Below are 18,736 nucleotides of genomic sequence, written 5' to 3'. Positions count from 1 at the left end.
ATGGACAACAAGAAGCTCTTCCGCCTCGCCACCGCCGTGTTCTGGCTGCTGGTGCTGGCCCTGGTCGCGATGGACACCGCCAGCACCGGCGGCGTGCGCGTGGAACCGCCCCCGATCGCGCTCGGCAGCGGCCAGGCGGCCTCCGGCGGACACTGCTCGGGGCGCTGAGCCCGCCTGCGTCGGTGTGCCATCCGGCTTCGCCGACGCGGCACCCGACGCAGGGTCCTGCTTGAAGCTGCAATGGAAGTCGCGTGATACTTCGCATTGTGCGGCGCAACAAACCGGCCGGCGCAGCCCGTGCCGTCCGCCCCTGCGCCGCGCCTCGATGCGGAGGATCCTGCGATGCCGAAACTGCCATGGCCGAAGCGCGTCAGCCCGCCCCGCCCCCTGCTCAGCCTCGCGCTGCAGGGCGGTGGCGCGCATGGCGCCTACACCTGGGGCGTGCTCGATCGCCTGCTCGAGGCCGGGCTGGACCTCGAGGGCATCAGCGGCACCAGCGCCGGGGCGATGAACGCCGTTGCCCTCGCCCAGGGCTGGACCGAGGGCGGCGCCGAAGGCGCGCGCGCAGCCCTGGCCCGCTTCTGGCATGCGGTGGGCGACAGCGTGCCCTTCCATCTCGAGCTGCTGCACACGCTCAATCCGGCCAACGACGGCGCCCTGCCCGCACCGATGAACATGCTGGTCGGCCTCACGCGCATGTTCTCGCCTTACCAGTTCAATCCCTTCGAGCTCAATCCGCTGCGTGACGTCGTCCGCGCCCAGTTCGACTTCGAGCGCCTGCGGCATGACTGTCCGCTGAAGCTGTTCATCGCCGCCACCGCAGTGCGCACGGGCAAGGTACGCCTGTTCCACACTGCCGAACTCAGCGAGGCCGCGCTGCTGGCGTCGGCCTGCCTGCCGACGCTGCACCACGCGGTGGAGATCGACGGCGAGTTCTACTGGGACGGCGGCTTCACCGCCAACCCGGCGATCTACCCGCTGCTGTACGCGTGCAGCACGCCCGACATCCTGCTGGTGCTGCTGAACCCGCTGCAGCGCGAGAACGCACCACGCAGTGCCGACGACATCGCCGCACGCAGCATGGAGCTGGGCTTCTCCACCACCTTCCTGCGCGAGATGCGCATGATCGCGCACGCCCGGCGCCATATCCGCGAGACGTCCTCGTTCTGGCCGCGGGGGCGCTTCGAGCGCAAGCTGCTGCAGCAGCGCTTCCACCTGATCGAGGCGCGCGAACTCGAGGACATCCATGGCGCCAGCAGGCTCAACGCCACCAGCGCCTTCCTCGGCCAGTTGCACGCATTCGGCCGCGCCGCGGCCGATGCCTGGCTGGGCCGGCACCGCAACGCCATCGGCCGGCGCGAGACGGTCGATGTCGCCGGCCTGTTCCTGTAGCCGCCGGCCGCTCAGTCGCCCCGGGCCGCGATGACGCCGCCTGCTTCCAGCAGACGCGCGAAGCCGGCCTCGGGCAGCGGGCGCGAGAACAGGTAACCCTGGAACTCGTCGCAGCCCTGAAAGCGCAGGAAGTCGAACTGCGCCGGGTTCTCGACGCCTTCCGCGACCACCGTCTTGCGCAGGCTCTGACCTAGCGAGATCACTGCGCGCGCGATCATCGCCATCTCGTCCTGCTGCTCGATGCCGACGACCAGCGAGCGGTCGATCTTGATGGTGTCGAGCGGGAAGCGGCGCAGGTAGCTGAGCGACGAGTAGCCCGTGCCGAAGTCGTCCATCGCCAGGCTGAGGCCAAGCGCCTTGAACGCACGGAAGATCCCGACGGCCAGCTCGTCGTCGCCGAGGAAGACCGTTTCCGTCACCTCCAGCTCGACCTGCGAGGCCGGCAGCCCCGCATCGCACAACAGGCCGGATACATGAGCGACGATGTCCCGGCTCAGGAACAGGCGCGGCGACAGATTCACCGCCAGGCGCAGCGGCTGGTCGCGACCCTGGTTCCAGCGGCGCGCAGCGGCGAAGGCACGGCGTAGGATGCAGGTCGTCAGCGGCAGAATCAGCCCGCATTCCTCGGCAATCGGGATGAAGCGGTCCGGACGGATGTCGCCCAGTACGGGGTGGAACCAGCGCGCCAGCGCCTCCATGCCCACGATGCGGCGGCGGTGGTCGAGCTTGGGCTGGTAGTGCACCTCGAACTCGTCGCGCTCGATCGCCACGCGCATCGCTGCCTCCAGCGTCAGGCGCTCCTCGGCGACGCTGTTGAGGGCTCGGGTGAAGAACTGGAAGTTGTTGCGGCCGCGGCTCTTGGCCGCGTACATGGCCACGTCGGCATGCTTGAGCAGGCTGTCGGCGTCGTCGCCGTCGTCGGGGTACATCGCCACGCCCAGGCTCGCCCCCACCTGCAGCTCGCGCCCGGCGAGCGCGGCCGGACGGCCGATGTCCTGCAGCACGCGCTCGAGAGTGGAAATCACGCTGCCCAGCTGCTCATGGTCGTTCAGCACCAGCACGAATTCGTCGCCGCCCAGCCGCCCCACGGTGTCCGAGCTGCGGATGCTGGCATTGAGCCGGCCGGCGATCTCGACCAGCAGCTCGTCGCCGGCCGCGTGGCCGAGGCTGTCGTTGATGAACTTGAAGCCGTCGAGGTCGATGAACACCAGCGCCAGCATGCAGCCGCGCCGCGCCGCGCGGGCGATGCCCTGTTCGATGCGGTCGCGCAGCAGGTTGCGGTTGGGCAGTCCGGTGAGCTGGTCGCGGTTGGCCTGGCGCTCGAGCTGGGCCTCGTAGTGGCGACGCTCGGAGACGTCCTGCACCGTGCCCTCGTAGCAGATCAGGCGGCCGTCGCTGCCGCGCACGATGTGCGCGTTCTCCGAGATCCAGATGCGCGAGCCGTCGCGGCGGTAGACCTCGGACTCGAAGTTGCGCACCTCGCCGTGCGTCTCCATCAGCCGGCGGAAGGCGGCCCGCCGGCCGGGCTCGACGTACAGCCGGCGGTCGAGCTCGGCCAGGTCGGCGATCAGCTCGTCCGGACCCGCATAGCCGTAGAGCTTTGCCAGCGCCGGGTTGGCGGCGAGGTAGCGACCTTCCGGCGTGGTCTGGAAGATGCCCTCCGAGGCGTGTTCGAAGATGTGGCGGTAGCGCAGCTCGGCATGCTCGAGCGCGGCCACCATCGCGCGATGCTCGGTGATGTCCTCCACGAAGCCCTCGATGACGATGCAGCCGCGCTCGTCCGGCACCGGGATGCCGCGCTCGAGCACCCACTTGGTGTCGCCCTCGCGCGTGCGGATACGGTATTCGACGGCAAAGCGGCGGGCGCTGCGCACCGCGGCTTCGATCTCGCCGCGCACCCGCTGGCGGTCGGACGGGTCGGTGACGGCCTCCCAAGACAAGGCGTTCGCCCCCACCAGCACGTCGGCCGGATAGCCGGTCAGAGCGAGGCAGCCCTGGCTGACGAAGACCATCGTCCAGTCGCGGTCGAGGTGGCAGCGATAGGCCATGCCATCGAGGTTGTTGACCAGCGTGTCGAGCACGCGGGCACGGTCGACACGGGTGCTGGCGAGCAGGCTGGTGCGCAGGCGCGGGATCGATCGGGCAGACAGCATGAGCGGGGCGAGTAAGGGCGACCGTGGGCAATGGCAATATCCATGCCTCCGGCGGACACGCGCAGCAGCGGGCGGACGGCCCGGGCGCCGGGGTGCCGCCGCACCAGCGCGAGGCGGACGAACCGGGCACCGGCGTCAAATTGGTGCATCCGCACCACGCCGGCGGCGGAGTGTGCACGATTCCATTGCTGGCGCAGCCAATCCGATGCTAAATGCCGATAAGCGTTGACGCGATCGCTCCGATCGCAGGCCGCCCTCCATCGCTGCCCGGACCATGGCCATATACAGGAACCCCGTCTTCATCGTGATCAGTGCCCTCCTGCTGATCGCACTGGGCCTGACGGCCTCGCTGCTGCATCGCACGCCCTCCGCACCCACGCCCAACGCAGCGCCGGCACAGCAGGTGGTGCGGACCCTTCGCTTTGGCCACAACATCACCGACGGCGCCCTGTTCGAGGCCGCGGCACGCTTCGCCGCCGAGGTCGGCACCCGGAGCGGGGGGGCACTGAAGATCGAGGTCTTCCCCGGGCAGGCGCTGGGCACCGACGACCAGATGCTGGAGATGGCCCGCCAGGGCAGTCTGGACCTGCTGCTGATTCCCACCGCGAAGGTCAGCGTGGCGGTCCCGGCCATGCAGTACGCCGACCTGCCTTTCTACTTTCCGACACGGGAAGACCTCTACGCGATGCTCGATGGCGAGCCCGGGCAGATGCTGCTCGACAAGCTGCGCAGCATCGACCTGATCGGCATGACCTTCTGGGACAACGGCTTCAAGCAGTTCACCGGTGACCGGCCGCTGCGCAGCCCGGAAGACTTCGCCGGCACGCGGGTGCGCACCATGAAGAGCCGGATGCTGATGGACCAGTTCCGCACCTTCGGCGCGCACTCCATCCCGATCGACTTCCACGCCACCCGGCAGGCGCTCGCCGATGGCGTGGTCGACGCTCAGGAGAACCCGCTGATCGCCATCGTCGCGATGGGCATCCACGAAGTGCAGCCGCACCTGACGCTGAGCAATCACGGCTATCTGGGCTACGTGTTCGTGATCAGCAGCCGCGTCTTCGACACCCTGAGCCCGGAGCAGCGGACCCTGCTCATCGACACGGCACGCGCGCTCACGCCTTGGGAGCGCGCGGAAACCCATCGCCGCGAGGCGCAGCTGCTCGAGACCATCCGTGCCGCCGGCGTCACCATCCACACCCTGAGCGAGGACGAGCGCCGCCGCTTCGCCGAGGCAACCGCCAACATTCCCGGGCGCTTCGAGGCGCTCATCGGCCCCGACCTGCTGTCGCGCAGCGACGAACTGCTCGAGCACAAGTATGGCGTGCCCGGGCGCCACATCCTGATCGGCCTGGACGCCGACCTCTCGACCGACGGGCGTCTGGGCGGCCTCGCGATCAAGCGCGGCGCACAACTCGCGATCGAGGAGATCAATGCCGCTGGCGGCGTGCTCGGCAAGCCACTCAAGCTCATTGCCCGCGACAACAGGAGTCAGCCGGGCCTGGGCATCGCCAACATCGAGCACTTCGCCGCCACCCCCGATGTGGTCGCCGTGCTCGGCGGCATGCACTCGCACGTGATCATCGCCGAACAGGAGAGCCTGCACCGCCTCGGCCTGCCACTGCTCGTACCCTGGAGCGCCTCGGCCGCGGTGGTGCAGCACGACTTCAAGCCGAATCACATCTTCCGCGCCTCGGCAAACGACAATCTGGTCGCCCCCTTCCTCGTCGAGCACGTGCGCAAGCGCTTCGGCCGGCCGGCCCTGCTGGTCGAGAACTCGGAATGGGGGCGCAGCATGCAGCAGCGCCTGCGGGAGCACATCGCGCAGACCGGGCTGGAACTGGCGGGCGAGGCCGTGTTCAATCGCGGCGCGACGGATTTCCGCGGCGAGCTGACGCGGTTCAGGGCCAAGGAGGCCGACGTGCTCCTCATGATCGCCAACCCCCTCGAGGGCCACTACGTCGTGCGCGAGATGGCCGCCCAGTCCGATCCGCTGCCGATCGTCGCGCACTGGGGGATCACCGCCACCGACCTGTGGGCGGCAAGCCGCCATGCGATCGCCCAGCTCGATCTCGAAGTGTTCCAGACCGCAAGCCTAATCGACAATCCGCGCCCGCAGGCGCAGGCCTTGGCGCAACGCTACCTGCAGCGCTACGACGTCGCGTCGCCGCAGGACGTCATCGCCCCCCAGGGTGTCACCCAGGCCTACGACCTCATCCACCTGCTCGCCGCGGCACTGCGCCAGGCCGGCACCAGCGAACGCCAGGCCGTGCGCGAGGCGCTGCAGCACCTGCCGCCGCACGAGGGTGCCGTCAGACGCTACGCCCCGGCCTTCAGCGCCAACCGTCACGACGCACTGGACGAGAGCGACTACCGCATGGCGCGCTTCGATGAACACGGCGTCCTCCGCCTGCTGCCGCGCTGACGACGACCATGCACACCACGCCTCCAACCGCCACCACGCCGCCGTCGCCCCATGCCCATCGCCGCAGCCTCAAGCGCCGCCTGACGCTCCAGGTCTCGGGCTTCGTCGCAGCGGTGATGGTGCTGATCACCGCGCTGGTCGCCGTGCAGATGGACGGCCACCTGAGCCGGCTGATGCAGACCTCCCTGCTCGAGGTCGGTCGCGCCAACCAGGCCCTGCTCGAGCAGCGGATCGCCGCACTGGTGGAGAACACCGAGCGCCTGGCGGTCAACGAGCTGGTGATCAACGGCCTGGTCGACGAACAGGGGCGACAATCCTATCTCCCCAAGCTCGCCGAGAACTTCGCGGCCGAACGCGACGTGGTGCGTCTGGCCCTGGTCGATTTCGATGGCAGGCCGGTATTCCAGACCGGCCCACGCATCGTCAACTACGACGCCTCACCGGCCCTGCGCGGCGCGCTCGCGATGGGGCAGCGCACCCTGTACATCCGCCTGCCCGAGCAGCAACTGGTGGTCGCGGCGCCGATCAGCTTCTACAACACCACCCAGGGCGCGGTCGCGGTCGCCTTCGACCTCAGCGCAATCGTCGCGCGCAACCCCCTGCACCACCCTCAGGCCTACCTGCGCTTCTTCAAGGACGGCACGCCCCTCTTCGCCCACAACTTCAGGGAAGGCGAGACCTACATCACCCAGCGCATCGTCCCAGGCGCCTCGGAGCCGCTGCTCGGCGCACTCGGGCTGGAGCTCGAGATCGGCCTGCCCGAAACCGTCTATCGCGATCCGGTGTGGGAGGCCTTGCTCAGCTTCCTGCTGGTCGGCCTGGCCCTGACCGTGGTTGCGGTCTTCCTCAGCACCTGGATCGGCAACACCATCGCCGCGCCCTTGCTGACCCTCTATCGCCGCGTCATCGGCGAGGACGACGCGGCGCTGGCACGCCCGCTGGGCACCGGTGACGAGCTCGAGGACCTCGCCGCGGCCTTCGCCCGTCGCACCGCCGAGCTGCGCCAGATGCAGGGCGAGCTCGAGCAGCGGGTGGTACAGCGCACCGCCGAGCTGTCGGCGGCGCGCCACGAGGCAGAGGAGGCGAACCGGGCAAAATCGGACTTCCTTGCCAACATGAGCCACGAGATCCGCACCCCGCTCAACGTCATCATCGGCATGGTGCATCTGACCCTCGGCACCGCGCTGGGCGAGCGCCAGCGCAACTACCTGGTGAAGGTGCACCGCTCCGCCGAGGCCTTGCTCACGCTGATCAACGACATCCTCGACTTCTCCAAGATCGAGGCCCGCAAGCTCGCCCTGGACGCGGTGGCGTTCGACCTGCACGACGTCCTCGACGACTTCAGCAACGTGATCGGGCTCAAGGCCGAGGAGAAGCGGCTCGAACTGCTCTTCGACCTGTCGCCCGGGCTGCCGCGCCACCTCGTCGGCGACCCCCTGCGCCTGGGCCAGGTGCTGACCAACCTGGGGTACAACGCGGTGAAGTTCACCGAGCGGGGCGAGGTCGTCGTCTCGGTCCGGGAGGTCGAGCGCGAAGTCGATCGCGTCACCCTGCAGTTCACCGTGCGCGACACCGGCATCGGCATCTCCGCCGAACAGATGGCGCGCCTGTTCCAGCAGTTCAGCCAGGCCGACAGCTCGACCACCCGCCGCTACGGCGGCACCGGGCTCGGCCTGGCGATCTCGCGCCACCTGGTCGAGATGATGGGCGGGCGCATCTGGGCCGAGAGCCAGCTCGGCGCGGGCAGCGCCTTCCACTTCACCCTGCCCGCGCGCTGCCACGACCAGCCCGCCGAACACGGCGAGGCCCCTCACGCGGACCTGGGGCTGGCGGCCCTGCGCATCCTGGTCGTCGACGACAACGAGAGCGCACGCAAGGTCTGCGAGAACATGCTCGACGCCCTCCAGCTCGCCTGCAGCAGCGCGGCCAGCGGCCCGGAGGCCCTGGCCGAGCTCGAGCGTGCCGAACGCGCCGGCCAGGCCTATGACCTGGTCCTGATGGACTGGATGATGCCCGACATGGACGGCCTGAGCTGTGCCCGTGAAATCGCCCGCCGCCTGAGGCCGGAACACCTGCCCAAGGTCATCATCGTGACCGCACGCGACCCCGGCGACCTGCCGGCCGATGCGGCCGTGTTCGGCGCCATCGGCAAGCCGGTCACACCATCCTCGCTGCTCGACGCCATCCTGCGTGCCCTTGGCCACAGCGGCCCGACGCACAGCCGGCGCGCGCTGCGTGCGGAGGAAAGCCGCGCGGTCTATGACCAGCTGCGCGGCGCCCACCTGCTGCTGGTCGAGGACAACGAGCTCAACCAGGAGCTTGCCGTCGACCTGCTGCGCAACGCGGGCATCAGCCTGCGGGTGGCTGCCAACGGTCGCGAAGCCCTGGACTGGCTCGAGCGCGAGCGCTTCGACGGCGTCCTGATGGATCTGCAGATGCCGGTCATGGACGGCTATGCCGCGACCCGCGCGATCCGTCTCGACCCGCGCTGGCGCGGGCTGCCGGTGATCGCGATGACGGCGAACGTGATGGCCGGCGACCGCGAGAAGGCACTCGCCGCCGGACTCGACGACCATATCGGCAAGCCGCTCGACGTCGCCCGCATGTTCCAGACCCTGGCGCAGTGGATCAAGCCGCGCGGCGCGGCCCCGCAGCCGGATCGCCCGCCCGCGACCCAAGCGCTGCCGCCCGGACTGCCCGCCACGCTGCCTGGCATAGACCTGCAGCGCGGCCTGGAGGGCTGCGACGGCGAACCCCAGATCTACCTCACGCTGCTGCGCCTGTTCGCGCAAGGCGAAGCGGACTTCGCCGCACGCTTCGCGCGCGCGCGGCAGGAGGGCGACCACGCCGCCGCGACCCGCCACGCCCATACCCTCAAGGGCGTGGCGGCGACCATCGGCGCCCTCCCCCTTTCCGCAGCGGCGAGAGAACTGGAGCAAGCCTGTCGCCGCAGCGCCCCGGACGCGGAGATCGACGCCACACTCGGCACCGTCATCGAGGCTCTGGCGCCGGTCCTCGACGGACTCGCGGGCATGCCCGCAAGCGCGCCGGCAAGCCGGTCCGCCACCGCCGTCGACCCCGGCGCCTTGGCCGAGGGGCTGGCGAGGCTGCGCACGCTGCTGCAAACCGGCGACACCGAAGCCGTCGAGCTGTTCGAGGCGCTGCGGGAGTCATTGCGCGGCCAGCTCCCTGCAGACAAAATCAGACGGCTGGCGCACTCGATCGCTCACTACGACTTCGACCAGGCGCTCGGCGAACTAAAGGACATCGCCGAGACACTTCGGATCGACTCGGGCACCCCCGCCTGAGCAATCCCCTCCCGGTTCACGCAGACATGGCCACGCAAGACACCCGACAACGCGTCCTCATCATCGACGACACCCCCGAGAACATCGAGGTGCTGCGCCAGCTGCTGCGTGGGGACTACGTCGTTCAGGCCGCGATCAACGGGAAGAAGGGCCTCGACATCGCCCAGGCCCAGCCGCAGCCCGACATCATCCTGCTCGACATCATGATGCCGGAGATGGACGGCTACGAAGTCTGCCGCCGGCTCAAGGGCCTGCCCGCGACCGAGCACATCCCGGTGGTGTTCATCACCGCGCTCGACCAGACCGGCCACGAGACCACGGGTCTCGAGCTGGGCGCGGTGGACTACATCCGCAAACCCTTCGAGCCGCTGGTGGTGAAGGCGCGGGTGCACAACCACCTGCGGCTCAAGCGCTACGAGCAGGCGCTCGAAGCACTGGTGCAGGAGCGCACCGCGGAGCTGGCCCTGACCCAGCAGGTCACCATCGAAGCCCTCGCCTCGCTGGCCGAATACCGCGACAGCGAAACCGGCGGTCACATCAAGCGCACGCAGCACTACATGCGGGCGCTGGCCACCCACCTCGGCCAGCACGGCCCCTACCGCGCGCAGCTCGACCCCCAGACCATCGAGCTGCTGTTCCGTTGCGCCCCCCTGCACGACATCGGCAAGGTCGCGGTGCCCGACAGCATCCTCCTCAAGCCCGGCAAGCTCACCGCGGAGGAGTTCGAGCAGATGAAGCGGCACGTCGAGTACGGTGCGAATGCCCTCGACGTCGCCAAGGGCCAGCTCGGCAGCAGCCACTTCCTGCGCCTGGCCCGCGAGCTGATCCTCGGTCATCACGAGCGCTGGGATGGCAGGGGCTACCCCAACGGGCTCGCCGGGGAGGACATCCCCCTGGCCGGGCGGCTGATGGCGCTGGTCGACGTCTACGATGCGCTGATCTGCACGCGGGTTTACAAGGAAGCCTTCAGCCACGCCGAGGCCGCGAAGATCATCCTCGATGAGCGCGGCGCGCAGTTCGATCCGGTCGTCGTCGACGCCTTCGTCGCGCTCACCGAGCAGTTCCAGGCGATCGCCCACACCTACTCGGACCGCCTCCTGCCCCCTTCCTGAACCTCAGCCCGGGGGCAGGAAAGCCGCGAACGCGGCCGGCAGCGGCGCGTTCTCCAGGCTGCGCTGGGTGAACAGGAAGCGGCCGTCGCAGACGAAGCCGAGATCGGCCCAGTCGACCGCATTGAGCGCGTCGCGGAAGGCCTCGACATCCACATCGAGCCGGCGCGGGAACACCGCCATGACGGAGCCGTCGTAGTCGGTGCAGTCGTGGACGAAGAAGGGGCGCGTCGCGCGCGTCTTGCCGTTCACATACACCCGCGGCTGCGCGCTGCGGTAGTGCATGCGGCCCCACATCCACCAGTTCGATTCGTCGAAGCGCGCCACCTTGCGCTGCAGGAGGCGCGCCTTGTGCGGCTGCAGCACCGCTGGCGGCGCCTCGCCCGGCTCGGGCCAGATCATGCGCCGGGCCTGGCCGGTGCTGACGGTTGACGAGCACACGAAATCGCGGTTGCCGTGCGCGGCGTCGGCGTACAGGTCGTCCGCACCGGACACCGCGCCGACCTTCACGAAGGCCACGTCCGACAGGCGCAGCGGATAGTCGCCGCGCGCGAACATCAGGTGGCCGGCGCATTCGAGGAAGTGACGGGACACCCACGCGGGGACGGCCAGCGCGGTAGCGAGCGCGTCCTCGACGCCGATCTCGCAGTAGCGCATCGCGCGTTCACTGCGACCCTTCTCGAAGCGCCAGATCAGGCAGTTGGGCACGGCGTCGGGAAACACGCGCGCGTCGCCCAGCTCGATCGCGTCGGTGATGCTGCCCGTCTCGGCCAGCAGGCGGTTGAGCCTGACCGCCGAGGTCGCCTTGAGGAAGTCGCGCGGCGTGATGAAGATCAGCTCGCCACCCGGCCCAAGGTGGCGCAGGCATTTCTCGATGAAGAACAGGTACAGGTTCGAGCGTCCGTCGAGGCAGCGGCCGTGGCGGCCTTGGGCGATCAGTTCGCGCGTCGCCGCCGGGATGTCCTGGAATCGGACATAGGGCGGGTTGCCGATGATGGTGTCGAACTGCTCGCGCTCCGGGTAGGCAAAGAAATCGAGCGCCAGGGCCCCCGGCGGGCAGTGGTCGGCATCCAGCTCGAGCCCCACCGCACCGGGCAGGTGGCGCAGGAAGGCCCCGTCGCCGCAGGAGGGCTCGAGCACGCGGCCGCAGTTGCGGCGCAGGGCCAGCATCGCGCGCACGACCGGCTCGGGGGTGAAGACCTGGCCGAGCGCGGCGACGTCGCGCAGGCCAAGCCCCATTTGCTCAGACACGGCGCGCTCCTCGGCAGGGAACCACCCGGGGGGTGCGGGAATCAAGGCAGGTTGACATGGGCGGCGATGTTACCAAGGCTGCTGCCCGCCGGGGCGGTCCGGTGTGCGACGCGGCCGCCCTTCCCCGGCCTCGAGCCACCCGAAGGCGCACACCGGATGTCGCCGATGCCTGCCCCCTCTGCCCACGCCCACCCGCCCGACGCCGAAGCGCTGTTGCGCCTGATCGACGAGGTCGTTCGCGAACTGCAACCCGGCACGACGCGGCGCGCCAGCCTCGACAGTCCTCTCGACCGGGAACTCGGCCTCGACAGCCTGAGCCGCGTCGAACTGCTCGCCCGCATCGAGCGCCGCTTCGTCCTACGCCTGCCGACCGAGGTGCTCGCCGACGCCGAGACGCCGCGCGACCTGCTGCACGCCCTGGCGCAGGCCGCCCGCGCCCCCACACCATCGCCCCGCAGCGCCGACATGGAGGGCGGCATGCCGCCGCCGCAACCCTCCGCCCCCGAGCCGGCAACGGCCGGCGCCACGCCGCCGCTCCCGGCGTCCGCCGCAACCCTGGTCGAGGTCCTCGAATGGCACGTCGCACGCCATCCGGAGCGCGTCCACGTCCGCTTCCTGGTCGATGACGCGCATGCGGAGACGCTCACCTGCGCGCAACTGCACGAGGCGGCCACGCGCTTTGCCGGCGCGCTCGTCGCACTCGGCGTGCGCCCCGGCGACTGCGTGGCGCTGATGCTGCCCTCGGGCCTGGACTTCTTCCGCTGCTTCTTCGGCATCCTGTTCGCCGGCGCAGTGCCGGTACCGATGTATCCGCCGGCGCGCCCCAACCAGATCGAGGAGCACCTGCGCCGACAGGCCGGGATCCTGCACAACTGCGAAGCGTGGGTGCTGATCACCTTCGACCGCGTGCGCCCGCTGGCCCGCATGCTCGCCGGGCTGGTTCCCACCCTCGCCCATGTCAGCACGCCGGACGCGCTGGCCGCAAGCGGACGCGCACCCCTGCCGCCGCAGCCGCTACGCAGCGCCGCGCTCGGCCTGATCCAGTACACCTCCGGCTCCACCGGCGACCCCAAGGGCGTCGCCCTGAGCCACGCCAACCTGCTCGCCAACATCCGCGCCTGGGGCCGCGCCGCCGCGCTTGGGCCGCAGGATGTGTGCGTGAGCTGGCTGCCGCTGTATCACGACATGGGCCTGATCGGCACCTGGCTCGGCAGCCTGTACCACGGCCTCCCCCTGGTGCTGATGTCGCCGCTCGACTTCCTCGCCCGGCCCGAGCGCTGGCTGTGGGCGATCCACCACTACCGCGGCACGGTCACCGCGGCGCCCAACTTCGCCTTCGAGCTGTGCGTAAGGCGTCTGGCCGACACCGAGCTGGACGGGCTCGACCTGTCGTCCTGGCGACTGGCAGCGAATGGCGCCGAACCGGTCAACCCCGACACCCTGGCGCGCTTCGCTGCGGCCTTCAGCCGCTACGGCCTGGATGCGCACAGCCTGATGCCCGTGTACGGCCTGGCCGAATGCGCCGTGGGCCTGTGCGTGCCCCCGCCGGGGCGCGGTGTGGTGATCGATCACGTGCAGCGATCCAGCGTGCGCCTCGGCACCCAGGTCAGGCCCGCGACGAACGACAGCGACACGCTGCGTCTCGTGTCCTGCGGCCCGGCCCTGCCCGGCCACGCACTACGCATCGTCGACGCCGACGGCCACCCCCTGCCCGAGCGCTGCGTCGGCGCAGTCGAATTCCGCGGCCCCTCGGCCACCGCCGGCTACTACCGCAATCCGGCGGCCACGGCCGCGCTGATCCGCGACGGCTGGCTCGCCACCGGCGACCACGGCTACCTGGCCGACGGCGAGCTCTACCTCACCGGCCGGGCAAAGGAGATGATCATCCGCGCCGGCCGCAACCTCTACCCCTACGACCTCGAGCAAGCGGCGGGCGAACTGCCCGGCGTGCGCAAGGGCTGTGTCGCGGTGTTCGGCACCCTCGTGCCGGGCGAGGTGGACGAGCGCCTGGTCGTGGTGGCCGAGACGCGCACCAGCGATCCGCAGACGCGGGCGGCGCTCGAGGCCCGCATCACCGCCGCCGCGATGGAACAGTTCGGCCTCGCGCCCGACGCGGTCGTGCTCGCGCCGCCGCACGCGGTGCTCAAGACCTCCAGCGGCAAGATCCGCCGCGCCGCCGTCCGCGACGCCTACCTCGCCGGCACCCTCGGCGCCCCCAGCCGCGCCACCTGGCTGCAGGTGCTGCGGCTGCAGCGGGCGAGTCTCGCCGGCCGCGCGCGCCGGGCCGCGGAGACGGTCCCACACCAGCTCCGGGCGGCGTGGGCGTGGTTCGCCTTCATGCTGCTCGCGCCGATCGCCACGCTGGCCATTCTCGTTCTGCCACGCCTCGAGCAGCGCTGGACGGCCTGCCACCGCATCGCCCGCCTGCATGCGTGGCTATGCGGCTGCACGCTGCGGGTCGAGGGCGTCGACCACCTGCCAGCCAAGGGCTGCGTGCTCGTCGCCAACCACGCCAGCTACATCGACGGCCTCGTGCTCGCCGCCGCGCTGCCGCAGCCGGTGCGTTTCGTGGCCAAGGCCGAGCTGCGCGACAACCGCCTGTTGCGGCCGCTGTTCGAGCGCATGGGCACGCATTTCGTACGTCGTTTCGACGCCGCACATGGTGTCGAAGACGCCGACACGCTCGCCGCCGGAGCCGGCACAGGTGCGCCACTGCTGTTCTTCGCCGAGGGCACCTTCAGCGCCCGCCCCGGCCTGCAGGCCTTCCGCCTCGGCGCCTTCCAGGCGGCCGCGCGCCAGCACCTGCCCGTGGTGCCGGTCGCGCTCGCCGGCACCCGTGCGGTGCTGCCCGACGGCAGCTGGCGACCGCGGCCCGGCGCGCTCGCGGTGACGGTCTGTGCGCCCCTCCAACCCGATGGCGAGGACTGGCACGACCTGCTCGCCCTGCGCGACGCGGTGCGGGCCGACATCCTCGCGCACTGCGGCGAGGACGATGCGACCCGGCGCTGAGCTGGCCTGAGGCACCACCCGCGAAGCCTGAACCTGCCCGGTCGCACCCCGGACGCTGCCGCGCAGCATGGCGGGGGCGCCTCGCCCCTGCCTATACTGCGGCCATGGGTGACGTCCGCCCGTCCGTCTTACACACGAGGAAATCCGCATGTCCCACTGGTACCCCGACAACGCCGAATCCATCGGCCACACCCCGCTCGTCCGTCTCAACCGCGTGCTCGACGGCGCACCGGCGACCGTGCTCGCCAAGATCGAAGGCCGCAACCCGGCCTTCTCGGTCAAGTGCCGCATCGGCACCTCGATGGTGAAGGACGCCGAGGCGCACGGCCGTCTCGGACCGGGCAAGGAGATCGTCGAGCCCACCAGCGGCAACACCGGCATCGCGCTCGCCTTCGTCTGCGCCGCGCGCGGCATCCCGCTGACGCTGACCATGCCCGAGACCATGAGCATCGAGCGCCGCAAGCTGCTGGTCGCCTACGGCGCGAAGCTGGTGCTGACCGAGGGCGCCAAGGGCATGAACGGCGCGATCGCCAAGGCGAAGGAGATCGCCGACAGCGATCCTGGCCGCTACGTCCTGCTGCAGCAGTTCGAGAACCCCGCCAACCCGTCTATCCACGAGACCACCACGGGCCCCGAGATCTGGAACGACACCGATGGCGGCATCGACATCCTGGTCTCCGGGGTCGGCACCGGCGGCACCATCACCGGCGTCTCGCGCTACATCAAGCGCGTGCGCGGCAAGGACATCCAGTCGGTGGCAGTGGAGCCCGCCGCCAGCCCGGTCCTGACCCAGCACCTCGCCGGCCAGCCGCTCGCCCCGGCGCCGCACAAGATCCAGGGCATCGGCGCGGGCTTCGTGCCCAAGGTGCTGGACCTGTCGCTGGTCGATGCCGTTGAGCAGGTGAGCAACGAGGACGCAGTGCTCTACGCCCGCCGTCTGGCGCGCGAGGAAGGCATCCTCGCCGGCATCTCCTGCGGCGCGGCCACCGCGGTCGCAGTGCGCTTGGCGCAGCGGCCGGATAATGCCGGCAAGACGATCGTGGTGATCCTGCCGGACTCGGGCGAGCGCTACCTGAGTTCGATCCTGTTCGAGGGGATGTTCGACGACAAGGGGCTGGCGATTTGAGCGCCTGCGTGCGGGCCTGCTGAACCGAGGCTGTGGCGCAGGGTGGTCGTTCAAGCGCTTGTGCTTGAGGCGGGCGTTGTTTTCCAACCGCCGCCGCTCGACGGTTTGCGGAAAAGGACGCGCACGGGGTGTTCCTTCCGGGGCTGCGGAACTCACCTTCGCTTCGCTCGGCTCGGACAGTCCTCGCCCCTTCAGGAACACCCCGCACGCATCCTGGAATCGCGGGTGCAGCTCAATGGAAAGCAAGACGTTGAGCGCTGAATCTACGCAGGAGCTCCCCGCAAGAGAGCAACGTGTCGAGAGTTGATGGTTCTTGGGCAGTCGAGCGGAAACCTCGGTAGCCGGGGATGTGCGGGGTATTCGTGAAGGGGCGAGGACTGTCCGAGCGAGGAATCGAGCGAGTTCCGCAGCCCCGGAAGGAATACCCCGCGCGTCCCCGGCGGATCTCAAGCGCAGAACAGCCGACCTGCATTCAAGGCGCTCGAGCCAAACGACAAGTGGTTACGCCACCCTGATCTCGGCCGTTCAAAAGACAGGAGTCCCCGACCATGCCCATACGCACCCGCCGCGCCTACGACCCACCCACCCCCGACGACGGCTGCCGCGTGCTCGTCGACCGCCTGTGGCCACGCGGCCTCAAGCGCGACACCGCGGGCGTCGACCACTGGCTGCGCGAGCTCGCGCCGTCGAACGAACTGCGCAAGTGGTTCGGCCACGACCCCGCACGCTGGGATGAATTCCGCCAGCGCTACGCCGACGAACTGCAGACCCCCGCCGCCGCCCCGGCGCTCGCCGAACTGCGCGGCCTGATCACCGCGCATCCGGTCCTCACCCTGCTCTACGCCGCGCGCGACACCACCTGCAACAACGCCGAGGCGCTGCGCCTGTGGCTGGATGTGGAGGCCGGCCCGGGCGGGACCTGAAAACGCCCCGGCAACGGCTGCCCCCATCAAGCCCCGGCCAGCCCCTGCCGCGCCGCGCTGGCGCTCTCGTAGAAGCGCGCCGGGATGCGGCGCTTCTCCAGCTCCTCGCCGAGCTTCATGCGCAGGAAGCCGTTGGTGGTGTAGCGCGTCACCGTGCGGTAATGCGCGTCCATGAGCCCCCTCACCATCTCCACGTAGTCATCCACCAGCTCCGGCACGATCGAGAAACGGTCGTAATTGACCACCGCGTCGACCTTGCGCCCGAGCGGGGCCAGCGTCGCGCGCACCGCGTCGCGGATCGCGGCGATGTCCTGCGGCGTGCGTACGGCGCACGCCCTCGAAATCGAGGAACAGCACGCCCTGCTGCGCGTCGTAGGCCACCCGCTGCGCCAGCGGCACGCCGAGCAGGTCGTGGCGCAGGCCCATCGGCTCGTCGGCGAAGATGCGCGCGTCCATCCGCGCCGGCGGATGCTTGATCACCGGAGCGAAATCCATCTGGTCGAGGATGTCGCGCTGCAGGTCGACGCCCGGCGCGATCTCGATCAGTTCCAGGCCCTCGGCACACAGGCGGAACACGCAACGCTCGGTCACGTAGAGCACGTCCTGGTTCCACTTCACCGCCTGCGGTCCGCTGAAGGTACGGTGCTCGACCGCGTCGACGAACTTCCGTGCCTGCCCTTCGTGCACGATCCGCAGACTGCCCTGCTCCACCGCCACCTGCAGCGCGCCGGCGGTGAAGGTGCCCACGAAGACCACCTTCTTCGCGTTCTGCGAGATGTTGATGAAGCCACCGGCGCCGGCCAGCCGGGGGCCGAACTTGGAGACGTTGAGGTTGCCCTCGCGGTCGGCCTGGGCAAGGCCGAGGAAGGCGATGTCCAGCCCGCCGCCGTCGTAGAAGTCGAACTGGCTGGGCTGGTCGATGATCGCCTGGGTGTTCACCGCCGCGCCGAAGGACAGGCCGCCGGCCGGAATGCCGCCGATCACGCCCGGCTCGGCGGTCAGGGTCAGCAGGTCGATGACCTTCTCCTCGGCGGCGACGGTGGCCACGCCCTCGGGCATGCCGATGCCCAGGTTCACCACCGCGTCGGGCCGCAGTTCCATCGCCGCACGGCGGGCGATGATCTTGCGCTCGCTCATCGGCAGCGCGGCGATCGCCGACAGCGGCACGCGGATCTCGCCGGCGAAGGCCGGGTTGTACTGCTCGCTGTAGGTCTGCATGTGGTGCTCGGGCCGGTCCGCCACCACCACGCAATCCACCAGCACGCCGGGAATCTGCACCTGGCGCGGGTTCAGCGAGCCGCGCTCGGCGATGCGCTCGACCTGCACGATGACGATGCCGCCGGAGTTGCGCGCCGCCATCGCGATCGCGCGCGCCTCCAGGGTCAGCGCCTCCTTTTCCATGGTGACGTTGCCGTCGGAATCGGCGGTGGTGCCGCGGATGATGCCGACGTGGATCGGGAAGGCCTTGTAGAACAGGTAGTCCTCGCCGTCGATCGGCATCAGCCGCACCAGCTCGGCGGTGGTGCGCGCATTGAGCTTGCCGCCACCGAAGCGCGGATCGACGAAGGTGCCCAGGCCGACGCGGGTCAGCGTGCCCGGCTTGCCGGCGGCGATGTCGCGGAACAGGTGCGAGATCACGCCCTGCGGCAGGTTCCAGGCCTCGATGCGGTTGTCCACCGCCAGCGCCTGCAGCTTGGGCACCAGGCCCCAGTGGCCGCCGATCACGCGCGCCACCAGGCCGTCGTGGCCGAGATGGTTGAGACCGCGGTCCTTGCCGTCGCCCTGGCCGGCGGCATAGACCAGGGTCAGGTCGCGCGGCGCCCCGCCGCCCTCGGCACCGGCTTCGCTGCCCTCGAGGAAGCGCTCCTCGAGCGCGATCGCGATGCTCTCCGGGAAACCGATGCCGACGAAACCGCCGGTGGCGACCGTGTCGCCGCTGCGGATCAGGCGCACCGCCTCGCGCGCCGACACCACCTTGCCGGTGTCGGACGCGCGCAGCGAGGCGGCAATCGGATGTGTGCTCGTGCTCATCGCCGATCT

The 18,736-nt window shown here is 70.1% G+C and carries 10 protein-coding genes and 1 pseudogene; 8 read left to right on the top strand and 3 right to left on the bottom strand.

Annotated elements, in window-relative coordinates; genetic code table 11:
* Entirely contained in the window at nt 1–168 is a 168-nt protein-coding gene (locus tag AC731_RS20090; RefSeq protein WP_004291264.1) for a hypothetical protein, read from the top strand.
* 174 nt (nt 169–342) lie between these two features.
* On the top strand, nt 343–1,392 hold the full coding sequence (locus tag AC731_RS15655; RefSeq protein WP_048707401.1) for a patatin-like phospholipase family protein: 1,050 nt from the start codon (nt 343–345) through the stop codon (nt 1,390–1,392).
* Between the two features lie 11 nt (nt 1,393–1,403).
* Here AC731_RS15655 and AC731_RS15650 read toward each other — a convergent pair whose 3' ends face one another.
* A complete protein-coding gene (locus AC731_RS15650; protein WP_048707398.1) occupies nt 1,404–3,545 on the bottom strand; it encodes a putative bifunctional diguanylate cyclase/phosphodiesterase in 2,142 nt (713 codons plus the stop codon).
* A 304-nt stretch (nt 3,546–3,849) separates the two neighbouring features.
* On the opposite strand from AC731_RS15650, the gene AC731_RS15645 reads away from it, so the two are divergent.
* Genes AC731_RS15645 through AC731_RS15635 form a run of 3 tightly spaced genes read left to right on the top strand, consistent with a single transcriptional unit; the run spans nt 3,850 to nt 10,390 of the window.
* Nucleotides 3,850–5,970, top strand: a complete 2,121-nt coding sequence (locus AC731_RS15645) for a DctP family TRAP transporter solute-binding subunit (protein WP_062450120.1) — start codon at nt 3,850–3,852, stop codon at nt 5,968–5,970.
* 8 nt (nt 5,971–5,978) lie between these two features.
* Complete coding sequence (locus AC731_RS15640) at nt 5,979–9,278, top strand: response regulator (protein WP_053085838.1); 3,300 nt, start codon at nt 5,979–5,981, stop codon at nt 9,276–9,278.
* 26 nt (nt 9,279–9,304) lie between these two features.
* The gene (locus tag AC731_RS15635; RefSeq protein ID WP_048707393.1) at nt 9,305–10,390 is read left to right on the top strand and encodes a response regulator; all 1,086 of its coding nucleotides are present in this window, start codon (nt 9,305–9,307) and stop codon (nt 10,388–10,390) included.
* 3 nt (nt 10,391–10,393) lie between these two features.
* Here the strand turns inward: AC731_RS15635 and AC731_RS15630 are convergent, their stop codons facing one another.
* On the bottom strand, nt 10,394–11,626 hold the full coding sequence (locus AC731_RS15630) for an Eco57I restriction-modification methylase domain-containing protein (RefSeq protein ID WP_205626685.1): 1,233 nt from the start codon (nt 11,624–11,626) through the stop codon (nt 10,394–10,396).
* Between the two features lie 177 nt (nt 11,627–11,803).
* On the opposite strand from AC731_RS15630, the gene AC731_RS15625 reads away from it, so the two are divergent.
* The 3 genes from AC731_RS15625 to AC731_RS15615 all read left to right on the top strand — a co-directional run bounded on the left by AC731_RS15625 (nt 11,804) and on the right by AC731_RS15615 (nt 16,696).
* Nucleotides 11,804–14,647: an AMP-binding protein gene (locus AC731_RS15625; RefSeq protein WP_048710239.1), complete on the top strand. Its 2,844-nt coding sequence runs from the start codon at nt 11,804–11,806 to the stop codon at nt 14,645–14,647.
* Between the two features lie 148 nt (nt 14,648–14,795).
* On the top strand, nt 14,796–15,773 hold the full coding sequence (gene cysK / locus AC731_RS15620) for a cysteine synthase A (RefSeq protein ID WP_048707387.1): 978 nt from the start codon (nt 14,796–14,798) through the stop codon (nt 15,771–15,773).
* Between the two features lie 548 nt (nt 15,774–16,321).
* On the top strand, nt 16,322–16,696 hold the full coding sequence (locus tag AC731_RS15615) for a DUF488 domain-containing protein (RefSeq protein ID WP_048707385.1): 375 nt from the start codon (nt 16,322–16,324) through the stop codon (nt 16,694–16,696).
* Between the two features lie 26 nt (nt 16,697–16,722).
* Here the strand turns inward: AC731_RS15615 and AC731_RS15610 are convergent.
* Nucleotides 16,723–18,727, bottom strand: a pseudogene (locus tag AC731_RS15610) (acyl CoA:acetate/3-ketoacid CoA transferase).
* Between the last annotated feature and the right edge of the window lie 9 nt (nt 18,728–18,736).

The sequence above is a fragment of the Thauera humireducens genome (genome assembly GCF_001051995.2).
GTDB classification, from domain to species: Bacteria; Pseudomonadota; Gammaproteobacteria; order Burkholderiales; family Rhodocyclaceae; genus Thauera; species Thauera humireducens.
Note: the sequence above shows the minus strand (reverse complement) of the source record. Positions and strands in the feature narration are given on the sequence as shown.

Bases quoted from the DNA above. Each gene is read 5' to 3' on its own strand.
- AC731_RS15650 (WP_048707398.1), bottom strand. From the start codon at position 3,545: ATGCTGTCTGCCCGATCGATCCCGCGCCTGCGCACCAGCCTGCTCGCC.
- AC731_RS15615 (WP_048707385.1), top strand. From the start codon at position 16,322: ATGCCCATACGCACCCGCCGCGCCTACGACCCACCCACCCCCGACGAC.
- AC731_RS15630 (WP_205626685.1), bottom strand. From the start codon at position 11,626: ATGGGGCTTGGCCTGCGCGACGTCGCCGCGCTCGGCCAGGTCTTCACC.
- AC731_RS15635 (WP_048707393.1), top strand. From the start codon at position 9,305: ATGGCCACGCAAGACACCCGACAACGCGTCCTCATCATCGACGACACC.
- AC731_RS15640 (WP_053085838.1), top strand. From the start codon at position 5,979: ATGCACACCACGCCTCCAACCGCCACCACGCCGCCGTCGCCCCATGCC.
- AC731_RS20090 (WP_004291264.1), top strand. From the start codon at position 1: ATGGACAACAAGAAGCTCTTCCGCCTCGCCACCGCCGTGTTCTGGCTG.
- cysK (WP_048707387.1), top strand. From the start codon at position 14,796: ATGTCCCACTGGTACCCCGACAACGCCGAATCCATCGGCCACACCCCG.
- AC731_RS15655 (WP_048707401.1), top strand. From the start codon at position 343: ATGCCGAAACTGCCATGGCCGAAGCGCGTCAGCCCGCCCCGCCCCCTG.
- AC731_RS15625 (WP_048710239.1), top strand. From the start codon at position 11,804: ATGCCTGCCCCCTCTGCCCACGCCCACCCGCCCGACGCCGAAGCGCTG.